Annotated in this window: 24 protein-coding genes and 1 riboswitch; of the genes, 22 read left to right on the forward strand and 2 right to left on the reverse strand. The window is 34.2% G+C overall.

Annotation, left to right across the window (positions count from 1 at the left end):
• Window position 1: 1 nt before the first annotated feature.
• Both GH741_RS06585 and GH741_RS06590 read left to right on the forward strand, forming a co-directional pair.
• Window positions 2-436 (forward strand): peptidylprolyl isomerase, encoded by a 435-nt coding sequence (locus GH741_RS06585; protein ID WP_153736001.1) that lies wholly within the window; start codon window positions 2-4, stop codon window positions 434-436.
• A 531-nt stretch (window positions 437-967) separates the two neighbouring features.
• The gene (locus GH741_RS06590) at window positions 968-1,333 is read left to right on the forward strand and encodes a GNAT family N-acetyltransferase (protein WP_153736002.1); all 366 of its coding nucleotides are present in this window, start codon (window positions 968-970) and stop codon (window positions 1,331-1,333) included.
• A gap of 137 nt (window positions 1,334-1,470) precedes the next feature.
• Here the strand turns inward: GH741_RS06590 and GH741_RS06595 are convergent, their stop codons facing one another.
• Window positions 1,471-1,554: a YjcZ family sporulation protein gene (locus GH741_RS06595; protein ID WP_153736290.1), complete on the reverse strand. Its 84-nt coding sequence runs from the start codon at window positions 1,552-1,554 to the stop codon at window positions 1,471-1,473.
• A 169-nt stretch (window positions 1,555-1,723) separates the two neighbouring features.
• On the opposite strand from GH741_RS06595, the gene GH741_RS06600 reads away from it, so the two are divergent.
• The 17 genes from GH741_RS06600 to GH741_RS06680 all read left to right on the forward strand — a co-directional run bounded on the left by GH741_RS06600 (window position 1,724) and on the right by GH741_RS06680 (window position 17,247).
• Window positions 1,724-2,470, forward strand: coding sequence for a segregation/condensation protein A (locus tag GH741_RS06600; protein ID WP_153736003.1), 747 nt, complete (start codon window positions 1,724-1,726; stop codon window positions 2,468-2,470).
• Window positions 2,461-3,051, forward strand: coding sequence for an SMC-Scp complex subunit ScpB (scpB, locus tag GH741_RS06605; RefSeq protein ID WP_338079280.1), 591 nt, complete (start codon window positions 2,461-2,463; stop codon window positions 3,049-3,051). The genes GH741_RS06600 and scpB overlap by 10 nt, the downstream gene beginning before the upstream one ends.
• Before the next feature lie 75 nt (window positions 3,052-3,126).
• Window positions 3,127-4,011: a superoxide dismutase gene (locus GH741_RS06610; protein ID WP_153736004.1), complete on the forward strand. Its 885-nt coding sequence runs from the start codon at window positions 3,127-3,129 to the stop codon at window positions 4,009-4,011.
• Window positions 4,012-4,174: 163 nt separating this feature from the next.
• Window positions 4,175-5,278, forward strand: coding sequence for a D-alanyl-D-alanine carboxypeptidase family protein (locus GH741_RS06615; protein WP_338079281.1), 1,104 nt, complete (start codon window positions 4,175-4,177; stop codon window positions 5,276-5,278).
• Window positions 5,279-5,869 carry a nucleoside recognition domain-containing protein gene (locus GH741_RS06620; RefSeq protein WP_153736006.1) on the forward strand — a complete coding sequence of 197 codons (591 nt, stop codon included), beginning with the start codon at window positions 5,279-5,281 and terminating at the stop codon, window positions 5,867-5,869.
• Entirely contained in the window at window positions 5,866-6,399 is a 534-nt protein-coding gene (locus GH741_RS06625; protein ID WP_153736007.1) for a spore maturation protein, read from the forward strand. The genes GH741_RS06620 and GH741_RS06625 overlap by 4 nt, the downstream gene beginning before the upstream one ends.
• Window positions 6,400-6,704: 305 nt before the next feature.
• A complete protein-coding gene (locus GH741_RS06630) occupies window positions 6,705-7,442 on the forward strand; it encodes a pseudouridine synthase (protein ID WP_153736008.1) in 738 nt (245 codons plus the stop codon).
• A gap of 57 nt (window positions 7,443-7,499) precedes the next feature.
• Entirely contained in the window at window positions 7,500-8,069 is a 570-nt protein-coding gene (gene resA, locus GH741_RS06635; RefSeq protein WP_240795432.1) for a thiol-disulfide oxidoreductase ResA, read from the forward strand.
• A 27-nt stretch (window positions 8,070-8,096) separates the two neighbouring features.
• Window positions 8,097-9,764 carry a cytochrome c biogenesis protein ResB gene (gene resB, locus GH741_RS06640; protein WP_153736010.1) on the forward strand — a complete coding sequence of 556 codons (1,668 nt, stop codon included), beginning with the start codon at window positions 8,097-8,099 and terminating at the stop codon, window positions 9,762-9,764.
• Window positions 9,765-9,813: 49 nt separating this feature from the next.
• On the forward strand, window positions 9,814-11,004 hold the full coding sequence (gene ccsB, locus GH741_RS06645) for a c-type cytochrome biogenesis protein CcsB (RefSeq protein WP_153736011.1): 1,191 nt from the start codon (window positions 9,814-9,816) through the stop codon (window positions 11,002-11,004).
• 44 nt (window positions 11,005-11,048) lie between these two features.
• Window positions 11,049-11,765, forward strand: a complete 717-nt coding sequence (locus tag GH741_RS06650) for a response regulator transcription factor (protein ID WP_153736012.1) — start codon at window positions 11,049-11,051, stop codon at window positions 11,763-11,765.
• Window positions 11,765-13,537 (forward strand): ATP-binding protein, encoded by a 1,773-nt coding sequence (locus GH741_RS06655; protein WP_153736013.1) that lies wholly within the window; start codon window positions 11,765-11,767, stop codon window positions 13,535-13,537. The genes GH741_RS06650 and GH741_RS06655 overlap by 1 nt, the downstream gene beginning before the upstream one ends.
• 79 nt (window positions 13,538-13,616) lie before the next feature.
• Window positions 13,617-13,819, forward strand: a riboswitch (cobalamin riboswitch).
• 182 nt (window positions 13,820-14,001) lie between these two features.
• On the forward strand, window positions 14,002-14,424 hold the full coding sequence (locus GH741_RS06660) for a DUF4430 domain-containing protein (protein WP_153736014.1): 423 nt from the start codon (window positions 14,002-14,004) through the stop codon (window positions 14,422-14,424).
• A 5-nt stretch (window positions 14,425-14,429) separates the two neighbouring features.
• Window positions 14,430-14,945: an ECF transporter S component gene (locus GH741_RS06665; RefSeq protein WP_338079282.1), complete on the forward strand. Its 516-nt coding sequence runs from the start codon at window positions 14,430-14,432 to the stop codon at window positions 14,943-14,945.
• Window positions 14,946-15,044: 99 nt separating this feature from the next.
• Window positions 15,045-15,587, forward strand: a complete 543-nt coding sequence (gene sigX / locus GH741_RS06670; RefSeq protein WP_153736015.1) for an RNA polymerase sigma factor SigX — start codon at window positions 15,045-15,047, stop codon at window positions 15,585-15,587.
• Complete coding sequence (locus tag GH741_RS06675) at window positions 15,577-16,770, forward strand: hypothetical protein (RefSeq protein ID WP_153736016.1); 1,194 nt, start codon at window positions 15,577-15,579, stop codon at window positions 16,768-16,770. The genes sigX and GH741_RS06675 overlap by 11 nt, the downstream gene beginning before the upstream one ends.
• Window positions 16,771-16,932: 162 nt before the next feature.
• A complete protein-coding gene (locus tag GH741_RS06680; RefSeq protein ID WP_153736017.1) occupies window positions 16,933-17,247 on the forward strand; it encodes a helix-turn-helix transcriptional regulator in 315 nt (104 codons plus the stop codon).
• A gap of 163 nt (window positions 17,248-17,410) precedes the next feature.
• On the opposite strand, the gene GH741_RS06685 is transcribed toward GH741_RS06680, so the two are convergent.
• A complete protein-coding gene (locus tag GH741_RS06685; protein WP_153736018.1) occupies window positions 17,411-17,659 on the reverse strand; it encodes a ferredoxin in 249 nt (82 codons plus the stop codon).
• A 147-nt stretch (window positions 17,660-17,806) separates the two neighbouring features.
• Between GH741_RS06685 and GH741_RS06690 the strand changes: the two genes are divergently transcribed.
• From GH741_RS06690 to GH741_RS06700, 3 genes are read left to right on the forward strand one after another with little or no spacing between them, the layout of a single operon-like run.
• The gene (locus GH741_RS06690) at window positions 17,807-18,874 is read left to right on the forward strand and encodes a YpbB family protein (protein ID WP_153736019.1); all 1,068 of its coding nucleotides are present in this window, start codon (window positions 17,807-17,809) and stop codon (window positions 18,872-18,874) included.
• A complete protein-coding gene (locus tag GH741_RS06695; RefSeq protein WP_153736020.1) occupies window positions 18,864-20,405 on the forward strand; it encodes a RecQ family ATP-dependent DNA helicase in 1,542 nt (513 codons plus the stop codon). Before GH741_RS06690 ends, GH741_RS06695 begins: the two co-directional genes overlap by 11 nt.
• Window positions 20,392-20,973 (forward strand): CPBP family intramembrane glutamic endopeptidase, encoded by a 582-nt coding sequence (locus tag GH741_RS06700; RefSeq protein ID WP_338079283.1) that lies wholly within the window; start codon window positions 20,392-20,394, stop codon window positions 20,971-20,973. The genes GH741_RS06695 and GH741_RS06700 overlap by 14 nt, the downstream gene beginning before the upstream one ends.
• The last annotated feature ends 16 nt before the right edge of the window (window positions 20,974-20,989 follow it).

Consider the following 20,989-nt stretch of genomic DNA (forward strand, 5'->3'; position numbering starts at 1 on the left):
CATGAAACAAGCCACAATTGAATTTGAAAATGGAGAATTTATTTTAATTGAAATGTATGAAGAAGCAGCACCAAACACTGTAGCTAACTTTGAAAAGCTAGCTAATAGTGAATTTTATGATGGAGTCATTTTTCATAGAGTAATTCCAGGATTTGTTGCCCAAGGTGGAGATCCAACTGGTACTGGCGGTGGCGGTCCTGGTTACACAATTAAATGTGAAACAGAAGGAAATCCTCACAAACACGTTGCTGGATCATTATCCATGGCGCACGCAGGTAAAGATACTGGTGGAAGCCAATTTTTCCTTGTTCATGAAGCTCAGCCACATCTGAATGGAGTCCACACTGTTTTTGGACAAGTAACAGAAGGATTGGATACGGTGTTACGTATTAAACAAGGTGACGCAATGAAAAAGGTTCGCGTAGAGGAAAAATAAAAAGTGAGTCCTAGGGTGAGAATCCTAGGCTCGTTTTTTATTTTGCTATTTTTTTTTTACAATTGCTGTAAATTAACATAGACAAGATCACATCTTTAGCTATAGTTTAAAGAAATTGTTCACATAAATTATGACTTTTTTCTAAAAAATAGTAGTATTATTTGTAATGGATGAGGTATCATGTATAAATAACTAGTAACAATTAGATAAAACACTACTATTTTTATCAATTCGTTAATGGTGTTCATAAAGGACTGTTTAAAATTGGATCAAAAGAAGAAAAACTGGATTTTGTTTGGAGTACTTTTACTATTAGGTACAATTTGGGGTATAGCCTATTGGTTTATTTTTGTTTTGTGATGGCTTTAGAAACTATTGACAATTATAGAATAATAAGTCATTAATTAAGTGTGTTCGAAGAGACTGTGTGAATTTTTATCAACAGGACTATAGATTTTATGAAATATTAAGAGGTCAGGTTATTTAAGCTTTCACTAAGCAGATAAGTTATTTCTATAATGAGGGGTAAATATGTTAATTCGCTATAAAAAGAACTTTGAAAAAATTGCTATGGGTCTTCTGTCATTTATGCCTGAAGAAAAAGACGTTAAAAAATTGCAACATACCATTAAGGAGTATGAGACTAATCCTGATTGGCAACTTTTTCTATGGAAAGAAGAGGACATTTTGGGTGCAGTTGGCGTCTATTTTGAAAACGAAAATAGTTTAGTGGTTCAGCACATTACAGTGAATCCTTCACATAGAAACATGGGCATTGGCAAAAAAATGATTCTTGCTGTAAAAGATTTATACAAGGCTCAAGCAAATCTTAGGGCTGATGACTTGACCAATGATTTTCTGGAAAAATGTGAATTGGATGCAGACGAGGACGAATAACATTTTTAATGTCAGCTCTTTTAGGGTTGGCATTTTTTCATGTGTACGTTTATAGTTGAGATGAAAATTAACATTTCATTTCCTAAGAAAGATGACCTTTGCTATATTTAAATATAGCAAAGGTCAAAAATTGTTATTTATAACCAAGCAGCACCAACAATAATTAAAAGAATAAACAATACAACAATTAACGCGAATCCACCGCCATAAGTTGCAGACATTTTAACTCCTCCTTTTTAAAAATAACTATATATTCTTTACAGTAACAACCTATGTGAGGATTTATATTTTTGTATAGGCAAAGATACCAGGAATTTTTTTAATTTAATATTATAAATAAATAATTACATAACATTGAAAATACAGTATTTTACTAGGAGGAAAGGTTATATGCAACAGTCATATCATGTTAAAATCGATGCGTTTGAAGGGCCTTTGGATCTGTTATTACACCTGATTAATCAATATGAAATTGATATTTATGATATACCTGTTGCTCAAATCACTCAACAGTATATGGTTTACATAAATACAATGCAAAAACTTGAGTTAAATGTTGCAAGTGAATATCTAGTAATGGCTGCTACTCTATTAGCGATCAAGAGTCAGCTTTTATTGCCCGCTCAAGATCTTGAGGTTGAGGATGAAGGCTACGAAGAAGATCCAAGGGATGAATTAATGAGAAGGCTAATCGAGTATCGCAAATATAAAGATGCTGCTACTCAGTTAAAAGAAAAAGAGCTGGATGCAAACCAAATATATACGAGACCTCCAAAAGCATTTGAAGAAATTTCGACTAAAAAACCTGTAGTTCAGGGAGATATTTCAATTTATGAAATGATTGCAGCGATGAATAAGGTTTTTGAAAGAAAAAAGTGGGATCAACCATTAGAAACAAGAGTACAACGGACAGAAATCCCAATTAAAAAACGGATGGAAGAGATTTTGGCGCAAGTTAAGCTAAACAGATTAGGAATTAAATTTGATCAACTATTTCCATATCCATCTCGACCACACATCGTAGTGACATTTATAGCTATATTAGAGTTGATGAAAAGTAAAGAGATCTACTGTATTCAAGAACAGCATTTTGGTGAATTAATTGTTTTTGACATGGAGGGTGAAATGTGGAAATAACTGAATTTAAAGCTATTACAGAAGGACTTTTATTCGCTGCAGGAGACGAAGGCTTGACGAAGAAACAACTGGCACGACTAATTGAAGTAGATGTAAAGACTATCGATCATATTATTAATGAATTAAGATATGACTATGAGCACATTGAAAGAGGAATAACCATAATGCAGTCGAAGGATTATTTGCATTTAACGACTAAACCTGAACATTCCTCTTACTATAAGAGATTAGTAGAGTCACCTCAATCGACCAGACTCTCTCAAGCTGCACTTGAAACATTAGCGATTATAGCGTATCAGCAACCAATAACGAGAACTGAAATAGAGGAAATTAGAGGTGTGAAGAGTGATCGCTCTGTACAGACTTTAATTTCACGGTCATTAATTGAGGAAGTTGGAAAAAGAGATGGAGTAGGAAGACCAATGATGTTTGGCACTTCAATGGATTTCTTGACTTATTTTGGGCTTAAATCAATTGAAGAACTACCCCCTTTACCTGAAGGTGTAGAGGAATCAGATGTCGAACAAGAAGCTGATTTGTTTTTTGATAAACTAAAAGATAAGCTAGAAGAAAATAACTAACAGGCGAACTACTTTGATGTTTTAATTTGATCACCTCATCCAATTTCTTACATAGGATATTTTTGAGGTGATTATATGGAAAATAAAAAGAAGGACTACCTGACATCTTTGCTATCCTGGGCAGATGATGTTGAAGGCAAAATAAATACTATAAAGTTAGAAAAAGAAGATCTATCTGATTGGTTGAATAAATTTAATGATTGGAAACTCCTCGTAGAGGAAAAAAAAGAATCTGACGATGAAATTACGGATGAATCAATTGAAGATTTGCAAATAAAAAGTGAAAAACTATTAAATTCGCTTACAGAATTATTGAATAAGCCTAGACAAGCTGACGAAACTTTGAAACCTGGCAACCATAAACTACCTCCACTACCTTATGCCTACGATGCTTTAGAACCTTATATTTCAAAAAAGATTATGCAATTACATCATGATAAACATCACCAATCTTATGTTGATGGGTTAAATAAAGCAGAGAAAGAACTTTATAAAAGCAGTCCTGATGATAAATTAATAAAGCATTGGATGAGAGAGCAAGCATTTAATGGATCTGGTCATTATTTACACACCATTTTTTGGGAAAATATGTCTCCAAAGGGTGGGGGTCTTCCGGATGGTATTCTTTTATCAAAACTTAAAAAGGACTTCGGTTCTTTTGAAAAATTTCAGACATTATTTTCAAAAGCAGCTGAATCTGTCGAAGGTGTTGGATGGGCAATTCTGCTTTGGGAACCGAGAGCTGCTCGACTTGGGGTGCAAACAGTAGAAAAACATCAAATGTTTAGCTTGTGGGATACAGTTCCTTTATTGGTTTTGGATGTCTGGGAACACGCCTATTACCTGCAATATGAGAACAAGAGAGCAGAATATATTCAAAACTGGTGGGAAATTGTTAATTGGAAAAATGTGAAGCAACGTCTAGAAAAAGCTCAGAAACTACAATGGCCACTTTATTAAATGTAAAACCCCTTATCTTTTGGTAAGGGGTTTTACATTTAACTAATAACTGTTATATAAGAAAAAATTTAAAATAAAATTGAGAGCTATTTCTATGAATCAATCATATGCATGTCCTTTTTGCATAAAATTGTACAGACATTAGTTGGTGGGAGGTAGCAGTGTGAAACAAGCATTATTAGTTTTTAGTTGTCTTATTTTTTTCGTATTTAGTTTTCCAATTCTGGCTTTTGCTAAGCCAGGAGTTTCAGCTCAAAATGCCGTATTAATTGAACAATCTACTGGAAGAGTTCTGTTCGAGAAGGCAGCACATGAACCACACCTTATTGCAAGTATTACAAAAATCATGACCGCAATCATTGCAATCGAATCAGGAAAAATGGATGAAATGGTCACCGCCAGTCATAGATCGGTATATACAGAGGGTTCCTCTATTTATTTAAAAGAAGGGGAAAAAATTAAATTAAGGGATCTAGTATATGGATTAATGCTGCGATCGGGGAACGATGCGGCTGTTGCAATAGCAGAACATGTTGGTGGTAGTTTAGAAGGGTTTGCTTTTATGATGAATGAAAAGGCATCTTGGCTCGGGATGACAAACTCTCACTTTGACAACCCACATGGGCTCGATTCAGACGCACATTATTCAACTGCTTATGATATGGGTTTATTAACTCGATATGCAATGGAGAATGATTTGTTTAAACAGATTACCGGTTCCACTTCCTATAAAGCAGAGACAAGGGAATATGCTTGGGGAAATAAGAATAAATTACTTACCAGTTTTTATGAACTCTCGACAGGAGGTAAAACTGGCTATACAAGAGCTGCTGGGAGAACGTTAGTATCTACTGCTGAAAAGGATGGCATGGGGTTGGTTGCTGTTACATTAAATGCTCCGGATGACTGGAATGATCATATGCGATTGTTTGATTGGGCATTTAAAAATTATGAACTCAAAACTATTCAAGAAGAAGGTATAGAAACTTATATTATTAATGATTCGTCTATTATTACTAATGGATTAATTAAAGAAAGTATCTTATTTCCACTCTCTGAAGATGAACAAGATAAATTAAAAAAATCAACCTATTTAGATGCTTCAATAGAAAAATCTGATACCTCAAAAAAAATAGGGAAGAAAATTTTCAAATTAAATGGAGAATCTATTGCAGAAACGTCCATCTATTCTGATAATCCAAAGGAATCCATTAGTTTGTTAGATAACCTAATCAACACCTTTAACAAAATGACTGGGGTTTTTTAAATGGTTAATCTTATTTGGGCATTCATGGCAATCATCGGGATTGTCTATGCTATGTTTAATGGAACAATGGAAGAGGTTAACCAGGCTTTATTCGAAAGCGCGGATGATGCAGTTACGTTATCAATAGGACTAATAAGTGTCCTAGTGTTTTGGTTAGGCTTAATGAGAGTAGCTGAAAAAGCTGGGCTACTAAGACTATTGAGCAAACTTTTCAAGCCAATAGTTACACGGCTATTTCCTGAAATACCAAAGGACCATCCTGCAATGGGCTATATATTGTCTAATTTCACTGCAAATTTGTTTGGATTAGGGAATGCGGCAACGCCTATGGGAATAAAAGCAATGGAACAAATGAAAGAGTTAAGTGGTTCAGATAAGGCTAGTCGCTCAATGATCACTTTCCTAGTTATAAATACTTCAAGTCTAACTTTGATACCTTCAACAGTAATCGCCATACGAATGCAATATGATTCGATTGCTCCTACAGAAATTGTTAGTACCACGATAATGGCGACTGTTATAACATCGATTGCTGCGATTACAGTAGATAGATTATTTTACTATAGAAGGGTGAGTAAAGCTAAAAAATGAGCATAATTACTGCTGCTAGTACCTGGATTATCCCCTGTATAATATTAACCGTGCTTCTAGTTGCTACGTGGTTAAAGCTGCCTACATATGAAATTTTCGTTGAGGGAGGGAAAGAGGGAATTAAAATGGCTGTTTCCCTTCTTCCTTTTTTATTAGGGATGATGGTTTCAATCTCGATTTTTCGTGGATCAGGGGCGATGGAAGCAATGATTAATTTTATGTCCCCATTTTTATCAACGATAGGAGTACCCTCTGAAATTGTACCACTGGCTATGATCCGGCCAATATCAGGAACTGCAGCACTTGGCATGACAACCGAGTTAATCAAAACATATGGTCCTGATTCCTTTATTGGAAGGCTCGCATCAACAATGCAAGGGAGTACAGATACTACGCTCTATATTTTAACCGTTTATTTTGGTGCAGTCGGAATAAGAAGAATGGGAGACGCTTTAAAAGTTGGACTCATAGCAGATTTTATTGGTATAATAGCCTCAATCGTGATTGTTACGATTGTCTTTGGTGCTTAAGGCTTTAGCAAGAATGTATTAGTTCTGCTATGCTATTAAGGTATATCTTTTTAGATGAATGAAGAGTCTGTCTTCTTTGGTTTAAGGAATTTTATAAAGATATCAGGTGATAGTATATATTAAACAGTTCTTTCTCAATGAAAATTCTGTTATTGTTGTACCCTAGAGTTTTAGTGTTTAACAAATATTTTAAGAGTCTTGAAGCTTAACCAAACATTTTGGTTAACTAAGGCTTGATTTTACTTCCCTTGGCCACTGCCAAGTTTTCTTTATGTTAAAAAAAATTCAAAAAAAATGGTGATATAATGACAAACTCTAATGAACGATTACAAAAAGTGATTGCACAAAGTGGAATAACATCAAGACGAAAAGCAGAAAAGTTAATTGAAGACGGTAAAGTTAAAGTGAATGGACAAGTAATCAAAACTTTAGGAACAAAGGTGAGTCAAGACGATAAAATAGAAGTAGAAGGAGTTCCATTAGAAAAGGAAGAGCCAGTTTACTTCATGCTTTACAAACCCAGAGGTGTTATTTCAAGTGTTAAGGATGACAAAAACAGAAAAGTAGTAACCGATTTTCTACCTGAAGTAACACAAAGAATATACCCTATAGGAAGGTTAGATTACGATACCTCAGGTTTATTGCTCTTAACTAATGATGGAGAATTTGCTAACTTAATTATGCATCCAAGTTATGAGATTGATAAAGTTTATGTTGCGAAAACAAAAGGAATTCCCGAGAGAGAGGATCTTCAGAAGTTGAAAAAAGGAGTAACTGTTGATGGCGATAAATTAAAGGCTGCTCATGTTAAATTATTATCAGCTGATACTCGTAAAAATACTGCTATAATTCAGCTTGTTCTACATGAAGGGAAAAATAGACAGGTCAGAAGGATGATGGAAGCTATTAACTTCCCGGTTGACAAATTAAAGCGGGAACGATATGGTTTCTTAACCTTGCAAGGACTTAATCCTGGTGAGTCTCGTGAGTTAACCCCACATGAGGTAAAACAGCTCCGTGCTTCTGCCACAAAATTGTCATAGAATCGTTGAAATTAACCGTTGATTTAAATGTTACAATGGCTTAGGGGAGTGAGTAGCTTGAAGAGAATTGAGGAGGCAAAAGTAAAAAAAAGCAAGAAGAAAAAAAATAGACTTGTTTTTCGATCTATTGTCTTATTGATATTATTTGCCGCAGTAGTCTTTGCTCTTGTTTCAAATTTAAACAAAGATAATGCTGTTATAGGTGTTGGAGATCAAGCACCAAATTTTGAATTAAAACAAATGAACGGAGATAAACAGTCTTTAACCTTGGATGAATTAAAGGGTAAAGGTGTCATGCTTAATTTCTGGGCAACTTATTGTAAGCCATGTGAAGAAGAAATGCCCTATATGGAAGCCTTATATCCAGAATACAAGGATAAAGACGTAGAAATTGTAGCTGTTAGCTTAGATGCAACTGAACTGGTAATCGATCGTTTTATAGATAAATACGAATTAAGCTTCCCCGTATTACATGATAATAAGGGTCAAGTTCTGAATCGATATAACATCGGGCCACTACCTACCACATTCTTTATCAATGAAGATGGGATAGTAGTTGAAAAGGTCGCGGGTGCATTAACTTTAGATAGACTTGATGGTTATTTAAAGCAAATCCAACCTGATTGATCAATGCGGTTATAGTGAGGTGTTTTAATGAAAAAAATAGTATGTGATTCCTGTGGACACCAAAATCCAGAAGGAACCGTTCTTTGTCAGCAATGTGGAAAGCCAATTGACCAAAATCAGTATATTGATGGTAATGAAAATTCAAAACTTATAAATATGCGTTATGAAGGTAGTGCACGACGGTCTAAGACACACAATAAATCAATAGTCGATAAAACATGGAATTTTTTCTCTTCAGTAAAAATTGGAATATGGCTGATTTCAATTACAATAATTGCTTCAGCAGTGGGTACAATTTTCCCTCAGGAGATGTACATACCACCAAATGTTAGTGCCTCAGAACATTATCGTGATCAATATGGGATTCTCGGTCAGATTTATTATCAGTTAGGGTTTCATAATTTATATAGCTCTTGGTGGTACATGATATTAATTGCACTTATCGGCATTTCAATTACGATTGCTAGTATTGACCGTGTAGTTCCTTTATACAAAGCATTAAATATGCAAAAACCAAAAAGACATGAGTCTTTTTTGAAAAGACAACGATTGTTTAGTTCAACGGAGCAAGTTTCTGAGGACGATAAACAAAAAGCGATAACTACTCTTAAATCAATTAGATATAAAGTGACTGAAGAAGACGGACATGTATTAGCTGAAAAAGGGCGCTTTTCGCGTTGGGGTCCTTATATTAACCATATAGGTTTAATCATCTTTTTACTAGGTTGCTTATTTCGCTTTATACCTTTTATGTATATTGATGAATATGTTTGGGTGCGTGAGGGAGAAACAGTCCTTATACCTGGAACAGAGGGTCTTTATTACATAGAAAATAAAGATTTCATCTTAGAAACCTATGGTGATAGCCCGGAAGATGAACGCTTCAAAGAAGCCCTTCAAAAACAAGGTGGAATGGTAGCTAAAAATTATCAGACTGATGCAGTAATTTATAAAAACACAAATCCATCAGCTCTTGGATTAGACCCAGAATTAGAAAAGTTCAAAGAAGACAGTATTCGTGTGAATCACCCGATAAAATTTGATGATTTTGCATTATATCAATCCAGTTATCAGCAAAATGAATTTGAATCAATGTCATTCAAACTCCATAGAACAGATGATCCTGAAGAGGAATCATTGGGATCTTTTTCTGTAAATCTAGCAAACCCCGAGAATGAATACATCTTAGATAATGGAACCAGAGTTGTTATAGATCAATATTTCCCTGATTATTACCTAGATGACGGTGAACCGAGGTCTAAATCAAAATATCCTAGAAATCCGGCCTATGTATTTTTAGTATATCCTCCTGGTCAAGATGATTATGAAATTAGTTTTGCGGGAATTGGGCGAAACGTCGATCCTACAGGGAATAATGAATTTAAGCTGGGTCTTCAGGATTTTGAAGTTCGTGATGTTACCGGATTGAGTGTTAGGCGAGACTACACCTTACCCATTATATCCTTAGGTGGACTTATATTCATGATAGGTGTTGTACAGGGAATGTACTGGCAACATAGAAGAATATGGTTACATCCAAAAAACAATGGTTTATGGATTGCCGCTCATACTAATAAGAACTGGTTCGGTATAAAACGAGATATTGAAAAGGTTATAAATGACACAAACATTAAAATGGTTATGGATCAAGAGGAAGACCAAAACAACTACCAACCAGAAGAACAGACAAAGTAATAATTAAATTGGACAATAATACGTTTATAAGGTTTTAAGGAGGAATAAAATGGGTGATTTAGTTACGCTAAGTAGTAATTCTCTTTACTTAGCCTTTATCTTATATTTGTTGGCTACCTTTTTCTTTGCAGGTACGATTCGTGACAAGCGTTCGGAAGGATCAAAAACTTTTTCTAGCAAAATAGCGATTACTCTTACCATTATTGGATTTGCCTCGCAAATTTTTTACTTTATTACTAGATGGATTGTAAGTGGACATGCTCCTGTTAGTAATTTATTCGAGTACACAACATTTTTTGGAATGATGCTTGTTTTTGCCTTTATTATTATATATTTTATCTATCGATTAAATATACTAGGACTTTTTGCTTTACCTGTTGCATTATTAATTATAGCTTATGCAAGTATGTTTCCAACTGAAATCTCACCATTGGTCCCATCTCTTAAGAGTCACTGGTTATATATTCATGTTACAACTGTTTCCTTGGGTCAAGCAATCTTAGCGGTTAGCTTTGTGGCAGGCCTCATTTATTTAATTAAAGAGATCGATCAATCAAAAAAAAGTAAAAAAACTACATGGCTGGAAATAATCATATACTCTATATTTACTACATTGGGTTTTATAATTATCTCTTCTACGTTTAACGCTATGGACTATTCAGTAACATTTGAGTTTCCATACGATGATCAAGTATCAACGGTAGACTATCACTTGCCTCCTATCGCTGGACCATCTGGGGCCACTTTAGTATCAGATAATGATGTATCACCGTTATTTGAAGCACCAGGTTGGATGCAGGGTGTTAATGCTGCCCGGAAGTTTAACACGATTCTCTGGTCTGTTATTGCTGGTCTAGGTCTATATGTTATCGCTCGAGTTGTTTTAAGAAAACGAGTAGGAGCCGCAATACAACCACTGCTTAGTAAAGTAAATCGCGATTTATTAGATGAAGTTTCTTATCGTGCGGTTGCAATAGGCTTTCCTATTTTCACATTAGGGGGGTTAATATTCGCAATGATATGGGCTCAACAAGCTTGGGACCGTTTTTGGGGTTGGGATCCAAAGGAAGTTTGGGCGCTTATCACCTTTTTCTTTTACGCAGCCTTTTTACACTTAAGACTCTCAAGGGGCTGGCACGGAGAAAGATCTGCCTGGTTAGCTGTGGGAGGATTTGCTATAATTATGTTTAATTTAATTGCCGTAAATCTAATCATTGCTGGTTTACATTCTTATGCGTAGAAATGAGGCAAGACTTTAGAGAGAACTAAGAGGGGGTTTATCGGATGAGCTCAAATGCTAAGATATTAGTTGTCGACGATGAAGAAAGAATCAGAAGGTTACTACGTATGTATTTGGAAAGAGAAGAATATATCGTAGATGAAGCTGAAGATGGTGATCAAGCTGTCGAATTAGCTTTTGAAAATGATTATGACCTAATTCTTTTGGATATTATGATGCCTGGAAAAGATGGCATTGAGGTATGTAAAGATATTAGAGAGAAAAAAACTACTCCTGTTATTATGCTCACGGCAAAAGGGGAAGAGGCGAACCGAGTACAAGGATTTGAAGTTGGAACAGATGATTATATTGTAAAACCGTTTAGTCCAAGAGAAGTCATCCTGAGAGTAAAAGCATTATTAAGAAGAACATCAACATCTAAACTGTTAGCTACGGATAATGTGGCAAAAGATATTCTTGAGTTTCCGCATATAACGATAGACAATGATGCCCATCGTGTAACTGCTGATTCCAAGGAGGTAGCTTTGACACCAAAAGAATATGAATTATTGTATTTCTTAGCACAAGCACCAGATAAAGTATTTGACCGAGAACAGTTGTTAAAAGAAGTATGGAAATATGAATTTTTTGGGGATTTGCGAACAGTAGACACCCATGTCAAGCGTTTGAGGGAAAAACTAAGTAAGGTTTCAGCCGATGCGGCCAAAATGATCGTGACAGTCTGGGGTGTTGGCTACAAATTCGAGGTAGCCGACAAATAATGTTCTTACGAAGTGTAGTAGGTAAGTTATGGATTACAATTATATTGTTGGTATCTGTTGTATTAGCAATTTTAACTTTTCTGCTATTAGAGTTCTTCGAAAATTTTCATGTTAACGAAGCTGAAAAGGACTTAATGCAAACAGCAACGAAAGTTTCTGTTATGGTTGAACAGTATGATGACAGAAATCTTATAATAGAGACTGCAGAACGAGTAAAAGATCCGTTTAGCCGTATTGCAATTGTTTTTAACAATGGTGATTTTTGGCTGTCGGAAAGTGAAGATATAAATTTGCCAAAGATTTCTTATCAGTGGTTATTAAATGAAGAAGGACTAGCAGATAGTATTATAAACAAAATTGAGACCAAACAACAAAAAGAGCTTCCTGAAAGTAATAATCAAGTTATGATAGTAGGAACCTCAATTCATGATGAGTATGAGGGTGCTGTCTTTGTTTACCAATCTTTAAATGCAGTGAAAGAAACGACACAAGAAACAACTAAAATTATACTACTTACAGCCGGTATAGCTATTGTTTTAACAACCATCTTTGCTTTTTTCCTGTCCACAAGAATCACATCTCCTTTAATTAAAATGAGAGAAGGGGCTATGGAGTTAGCAAAAGGAGAATTTAACACTAAAGTACCTATTCTTACCCATGATGAAATTGGAGAATTAGCAATGGCCTTTAATCGAATGGGTAGGCAATTGAAATTTCATATTAATGCACTTAGTCAAGAAAAGGAACAGTTATATAGTATTCTTAGCTCTATGGCAGATGGCGTAATAACTTTAAACAGGAAAGCAGAAATAATAGTATCCAACCCTCCTGCGCAAAAATTTCTCGAAGATTGGCACTATGAGAACAATGTAGATTCTAATAGAGAACATAAGTTACCTAGCGATATTGAAGATATTCTAAAAGAAGTAATTGTTACTGAGAAAGAAACATCACGTGAAATTTTTATTCAGGGCAGGAATTGGGTAATGATTATGACTCCTTTATACGATCACTCTTATGTCAGAGGAGCAGTTGCTGTTTTTAGAGATATGACTGAAGAACGTAGACTGGACAAATTGAGAGAAGACTTTATTGCTAACGTTTCCCATGAACTGCGAACACCAATATCAATGCTCCAAGGTTACAGTGAAGCAATAGTAGATGACATTGCAGAAAGTAAAGAAGAAAAGAATGAGTTAGCAAATATAATACATGAAGAATCGCTACGTATAGGACGGTTAGTGAATGAACTACTTGATTTAGCACGAATGAAAGCCGGCCATATGAACCTCAATATAGAAAAAGTAGACGTCAAATTATTTCTCGACCGTATTCTAAGGAAATTTCAAGGAATGGCTAGTGAGAAGAATATTTCCTTACATCTAGAATTAGATGAAAAGATAGAAACTTTATCTATTGACCCTGACAGAATTGAACAGGTGTTTACGAATTTGATTGATAATGCCATTAATCATACAAGTAGTGGAGGTAACGTTTCTATTCATGCAGAATCATTTGATGATTCAATCCAATTTGCAATTAAAGATAATGGCTCTGGGATACCTCAGGAAGATTTAGCGTTTGTATTTGAACGTTTCTACAAAGCAGATAAGTCTAGAAAGAGAAAAAAGGGAAAGACTGGTACCGGCTTAGGATTAGCTATTGCTAAAAATATTGTAGAAGCACACCGAGGTTCAATCTCAGTCCAGAGCAAACAAATGGAAGGAACAACCTTCACGTTCAGAATACCAAAAAATAGCGAATTAACATAAATAAGAGAGAATAATCTTGTTTCTTATGGAACAAATGCCTTTATTTTGTAGAATTACTATGGTAGAATATTTTTGCTAACTGAATATATGAGATTTTGGTGCAATTGCTTAATATAAATAAAAGTTAATTTATATTAAAGGGAATCTGGTTAAAAGCCAGAACTGTCCTCGCAACTGTATGTGCTTACGAAATGAGATACCCACTGTATTAGATTAATATGGGAAGGGCTCAAAGTAGGTTAAGGCACAAGTCAGTAGACCTGCTAAAATTTCAAATTTCAAAGCTTCGAGGGGTGAGCGTTTGAGATAACTAGTTTTATTACTTTTAGAGTGAATGATCAGCTCTTTTTATAGGACTAGTATGTCTTAAACTTATCCTTTTCAGGATAAGTTTTTTTGTTTTCCAGCGGAAACTGGTACAAAACTACAACAAGTTCCTCATTTATTTTAATGGAGGTTATACAATGAAGAAATTTTACTTAAGTATTCTATCACTATTGTTTACTGTTATGGTCCTTTCTGGCTGTGGACAGGAAGACTCAAATGCTGACCAAAATGAAACAAATCAATCAGAACAAGCCGGTGAAACTGAAAATCAAGAGAAGGTTGTCATCACAATTTCTCAAGATAAAGGGGAAGAAGTTATCACTGAAGAAGAGATATCTTTTGAAGAAGGCGCAGTTTTAATGGATGTAATGGTGGAAAACTTTGAAGTAGAAGGTGCAGATCAAGGATTCATCACTTCAATTGAAGGAATTGGACAAAATGAAGAGGAAGGAAAGTATTGGTTATATGACGTCAACGGTGAAATGCCAACAGTTGGAGCCAATGAATATGAACTACAGCCAGGAGACGAAATTACTTTTGACTTACAAGCAACGGAATAATTTAAGTGAATACTTATAAAATAACCTTAATTGCTTTGTTGGCTGCTCTTGCTGTTGTAGGTAGATTTATGTTTCAATTCATACCGAACGTTCAACCTGTAACAACATTAATTATTATTTCTGGTTTTTTTTTGGGGCCTGCATCCGCTATTATACTTGCAGTGTTAGTTACTTATTTATCAAATTTGTTTCTAGGTATGGGAATATGGACCATATGGCAAATCGTGGCCTGGGCTGCTATTGGATTGTTAAGTGGATGGATAGGGAAAACTAATCTTAAACAGCCGATCTTTTTACTTGTGGCTTTCGGAATCTTTTGTGGTTACTTTTATGGGTTTATCGTTTCATTAGCGACATTCACTGTTGCGGGTAAATTTTTGCCTTATTATATAGCAGGTTTACCTTTTGATACCTACCACGCAGTTGGTAATGCATTATTTATGATTGTTTTGTATCCAGTTCTAACAAGAGTTTTCACAAATTATAACAAGCAATGGCTTTTGAAAAAAAACATCAACTAGTTTTTAACAAGTTGGTGTTTTTTTTATTTCCAATATTGAAGTAATAGTGTAACCTTTACATAGATACATTCGACTAAATAAATGAACGGGGGGTCTTTGATGAGGACCGCGTTTGAAGAACTTTATGATAACTACCATAAGGATTTATTTCAATTTCTTATTTATATGGTTAAGGATAAAGAACAAGCAGAAGACTTAGTGCAGGAAGTTTATATTAAAGTTCTAAACTCTTATGACACCTTCAAAGGAGAAAGTTCTCCAAAAACATGGCTATTCTCTGTGGCTAGACATGTTGCTATTGATTTTTTTAGAAAACAACAAAGAAATAGGAAGCGAGTACTGGAATTTTTTGATTGGGGAGAGAAGAGTCATCTGATCAGTGATAATAATGCCCTACCTGAAGAAATTACAGTATTGAATGACGAAATGCAACAGGTATATAAATACCTCGACAAATGCAGTATTGATCAAAAAAGTGTCATTATTTTAAGGTACATTCAATCATTTTCTATCCAAGAAACCGCAGAAACGTTAGGCTGGACTCTAAGTAAAGTGAAGACGACACAGCATAGAGCGATGAAGACATTAAAAACTATGCTAGAAGACGCAAACAGAAAGGAGGATGCTGAATATGAGTCATAATAATTTTAACGAAGATCGATTGAAAGAGTTGTTAAGTCGGATGCCAGCTATTGAAGACAAACAAAATAAAGACCAACTTTTTAACCGGATTTCGTCGAAATTAGATCAAAACAAACAAAAAGTATATAAAAAGAAGCATATTTGGGTAATTCCCTCTATTGCGTCTATTGCAGTTGTCTTTATATTAGTTTTTCTAATACAAGGTTCGTTTCCTAACAATATGATGTATGAATCCAGTGACATGGCTAATGATGAATCCGGAAGTGAAGAATCAACAATGGAAAGTGCAGATATCGCCATAAACGACGAAGATAGTGGCACATCTGCCGGTACAGAAGAAGCCGAAATTGAAGAAAGTGATACGCAGTTAAGATTAGATGTTTCAAGTAAAGTCGCCTACGATGAAAATTCAAACTCGATATTTATTCATACTGCAGTAATGAATGAAAACTCTACTTTCATAATTCCAATTACTTTGATCGATTCTAATTCATCAACAGACCTAAATGAATATTATAATCAGATTGGAATGTACATTAACGAGAATGAATGGGGAGTAATCGAGTTTCCATTTGATGATATTACATTTAATATTTTAGAAGCAGAAAATCAAGTAATCTTAGGATTTCCTGAAAACTACGAATTTCCAAATGGTAGTACTTATGCTACTATGTTTGAAACGATTCTTTCACACATGTTCGCTCCATATCAAATAAATGAAGTAATATTAGAACCCTATAATAGTAATAATGAAGAGTTGGGAATGTTTGGTGACATAGACAGTTTTATCCTGGAAAAACCTGTGGACCAAAGTTATAAGCTGTTTCATAATGATTATAAAGATTTCCTTGTTCCAACTCCAGAAGCCGAATATGATAATATAAATGATGCTTTTATCGATATGCAAAGCGATGAAACTGACTATAATTTACGGGCATCTATCCCGAAGGATATGATTTTCACAGTCGATATTGATGGAAACCAATTAATTTTTAATAGTAGCAATGAATTAGAACTGACTAGTCAGGACTATGTAAACATGGTAGAGGCAATACTGGCAACTACTAAGAGCTTCGATTATTCATCCGTATTATTTAGTCTTCCTGTTAAAGAAATACCTGGATATGACCTTAGAAATCCAATAATGGTACCTGAAGGTGTAAATCCAATTTATATAAACTAGTTGATCCCCCATGACAGGGGGATTGTTGTTTCCATACCGAGCAACAACTCCTATATAGGTGTTTGAGTAGGAATGAGATTAATAACATGATAAACTAGTTAAAAGAAGATTTCTCTACATGGCTACTTTTTGGCAAAAGTAAGATAATGGGGATGACAATCAATGGATCAAAATTTTATTATAGTACATGTATCTGAAAAATTAAAATTAATTAGAGTGGAAAGAGGATATACACAAGAAATGATGTCCTCTATATTAGGTATATCTAAAAAAACATTAGTCCAAATAGAAAAGAAACGCGCTAGGGCTAATTGGACAACCGTAATAGCTATTTGCGCATTATTTAACGATAGTGATGTTTTACATAGTGTTTTTGGTCGTGATGTATTCCAACTCATAAAAACTATCGCCCATCACCAACTTGAACAACCAGAGAAAAAAGATCTAAACCGAGAAAGTATAGTGGGAAAATATTAATAAGAAAATATGATTTGTGTTCGAAAAACCTTATAAGCAGTAATAACTGGACTGCACTAATAAATGGTAGTTTACCTCCATGAAAAAATGAAGTGGAATTTAAAAACATTCAAAATTTGTATCTAACCAAAAAACCCTCCAAGAAGGAGAGTATCCAATCAATCTAATCAACTTTTAATGGATCTCCATTAAAAGTTTTTTCGGAAATTTTAATGGAATCAGTCGGACAACCTTCGAACGCATCCAGCATGTCTTCCTCTAATACTTCAGGAATTTCAGCCGTACCTTTGTTATCGTCTAATACAACATAGGCAATACCTTCGTCATCGTAATCATATATATCAGGTGCTGTTGCACCACAAGCTGCGCAAGCAATACATGTTTCTTTATCAACAATAGTGAATTTTGACATATTGTTATCCTCCTATAAGACTAGGGAGTGTTTCTTATTATAATTTGTCTCTCATGTATTGTAATGGTGTTATATTAAATATTCAATAGTATATAAGAAACTACTTTAATTACTTTAATCTAAAACTTTTAAAAAGGGGATCCAAATTTGTTTACTTTACTGTTATTGGACTGTGTTGATAGATTCAAGGGAGAAAGAAGTATATCAGCAGTCTATCATTTGTTAACCGGCAAAAGGTCGGCTCAAACTTTACAAGATGCACATATGTATAAATTATCCCATTATTTTGGTGTATACAAGTCTCTTGATAGAAACGATTTTCGGAATTTTATTATTCAATTAAGAGATCAGGGCTATATTGCAGGAAATGATGAAGTAGCATCCCTTACTAGAAATGGTAAAGAACTATTTCATAAAGAGAATAGCGTTGAAAGATTGAAGGAATTTAATGGAATCAATTATAATAGAATGACTCATTTGTGTATCCAAAGATTGAAATTATTTGTTCAAACAGTAACTAATATAGAAGCTGGGAACCATACATTTATTGCCATTAATGATAATAAAGAAATTCAAGGATGGGTAAGAAAACTGTACTATAAAAACAAAAGTGATCTAAAGCTATGTCTCAATAGACTTTATCAGGAGTTGTACACCTTTTTAAAAGGTTTAGAAGAACTGGAAGCAACAATTTTTGTTGAACGATTTACGGGTAGCTCGAGTGTAGGTCTAAGTAAAGAACAAATATCTAGACGTTATAATTTAACTTTTCATGATGTAGAGATTAAAACTGAACTCATTAATCATAAGCTAATTTCTTTTATTATTAAAAATAAACAACATGTACCATTACTTGCTGAATTTATTGAGGATTTAACAAATTACTTATTTATGACTGAATCGGCTGAAAAGTCTTACCAGTTATTAAGTCAAGGACATAGTGTTGAGGAAATTGCAAAAATTCGACATTTAAAAGTAAATACCATTCATGATCACTTGGTTGAGATTGCCTATATTGACAATGAATATGATCTATCTAAATTCATTTCAAATGAAGGTGTTGAACAAATTAAAACTTGTATTACCAATCTTAAAACTAGAAAACTAAAAGTAATTAAAGAAGACTTACAGAACAGGTATAGTTTTTTTCAAATTCGATTAGTTTTAGCAATTCACCCCCCTGATGTAAAGGAGAAACAGGAGAATGGTCAGTAATTTGGAAGCTGAATTAAACCGTCATTATCATTTCTCGACTTTTAGAACAGGACAAAAAGAAATAATAACTGACATATTAAATGGGTGCAACGTTATGGGTGTTTTGCCCACCGGTACTGGAAAATCGCTATGCTATCAACTCCCTGCTCGTTTGCTAGATGGAACTGTAATTGTGGTTTCACCTTTAATATCATTAATGATCGATCAAGTAAAGGAGTTAAAAGCAAGTGGCTTTAAAGAGGTAATTGCAATAAATAGCTTTTTAAAAATATCGGATCGAACCTCTGTACTTAAAAAGCTGGATGAGTACAAATTGATTTATGTATCTCCAGAAATGCTCCAAAACCCGTTATTTGTACAGAAGCTTAAAAAAATAGATGTATCACTATTCGTTGTTGATGAAGCTCATTGTATTTCACAGTGGGGACACGAATTCCGGCCGGATTATTTAAAACTAAATAATATAATAAATCAATTAGGCTTTCCGACCGTACTGGCTTTGACGGGTACGGCAACACCAGAAGTGCAAAGCGATATAAAGAAGCAGCTTGGTTGCAAAGAGATGAGAAAACATATCTATCCGATGGATCGAGAAAATATTGCTTTTATGGTTGAACGTTTTAATCACTACCAAGAGAAAATGGATTATCTAACTCAGTTACTCAAAAAATATATTGTTCCGACAATGATTTACTTTTCTAGTAGAAACACTACAGAAAAAGCTTCTAAACAGCTATCAATAAATTTACCAAACCACCGAATAGCCTATTATCATGGAGGAATGGAACAAGAAGATCGTATTTTAATCCAACAACAGTTTATGAACAATCAATTGGACATCATTTGTTGTACGAGTGCTTTTGGGATGGGCATTAATAAGAAGGATATCCGATTAGTTTTGCATTTTCATTTACCCACACAAATTGAATCCTTCATTCAAGAAATCGGTAGGGCTGGGCGAGACGGACAGTCTAGTTTGAGTCTGGTACTCATTGGTCCAAATGATCATCTATTGCCTAAAAAATTAATTGAAAATGAATTACCTAATGTACAAGATGTTAGTAATCTTGTAGACCACCTATTTAGTCGGAATCTAGAAAATAAACGCTTGATACTAAAAGAAACAGATTTGACAAATTTGTTTAATCTTAATGAAACACAATGGAGATTTTTGGTTTTCCAATTTGAAAAACATGGTATGATAAAAGAAAATCGAATTTTAAAAGAATTTGCCGATTGGGAAAACATAAAAACTATAATTAACAACATGATTTTGTCTAGAAACAAATACAAGCAAGAGAAGTTATCTGAGCTTCTCCAATGGGCAAGTAATGACGATATGTGCCGCCGTAAAACTTTATTTTCATCTTTCCAAAATACAATAAGTGACCCATTATATGGATGCTGTGATGTTTGTGGTTTTTTCATTTCTAACTGGGAACCCCTAACTTCTGAGGAAAACACACGATTACCGGCTAAAAACTGGGAAGAAACCTGGAAACAATTAATGTTACAAGGTGATTACCATTAAGCAGAAACAAATTGATCTTATTCATTCATTGTCAGATTACCAGTTAAAACAACAGTTACTACTGTCTCAATTTATCTTATTTACACTTAGCCTAATAGCTAGTCTTTTTCTATTTGATTCTTTTAAAGATTGGTTGGATTTGTTTAAATGGCAACCGACACAATTCATTTTATATGGAGTTTTACCAGGTATTATAGTTATACTAATTGATTTGTTTCTAATGTATAATTTACCAAAGAAGCTTTATGATGATGGCGGTATTAATGAGAAGATATTTAAGAACCGTACTGTAACGGAAATTTTTATAATTTCATTAGTTGTTGCCATCTCAGAAGAAATGTTGTTTCGCGGGGTAATTCACACTATCTTTGGGTACTTTTTTGCTAGCATTTTGTTTGCTTTAGTGCACATTCGGTACTTATCCAAACCTGTCTTGTTAATTTCCATACTACTACTCAGCTTTTATTTAGGCTACATGTACGAAATAACGAATAATTTATTTGTTACAATTATCGCTCATTTTATTATTGACTTTTTTTTAGCTCTAATTATTCGTTTTAAAAAGTAAGGGGAGGATTTTCTCT

The organism is Aquibacillus halophilus (genome assembly GCF_009649745.1).
In the GTDB taxonomy this organism is placed as follows: Bacteria; Bacillota; Bacilli; order Bacillales; family Amphibacillaceae; genus Aquibacillus; species Aquibacillus halophilus.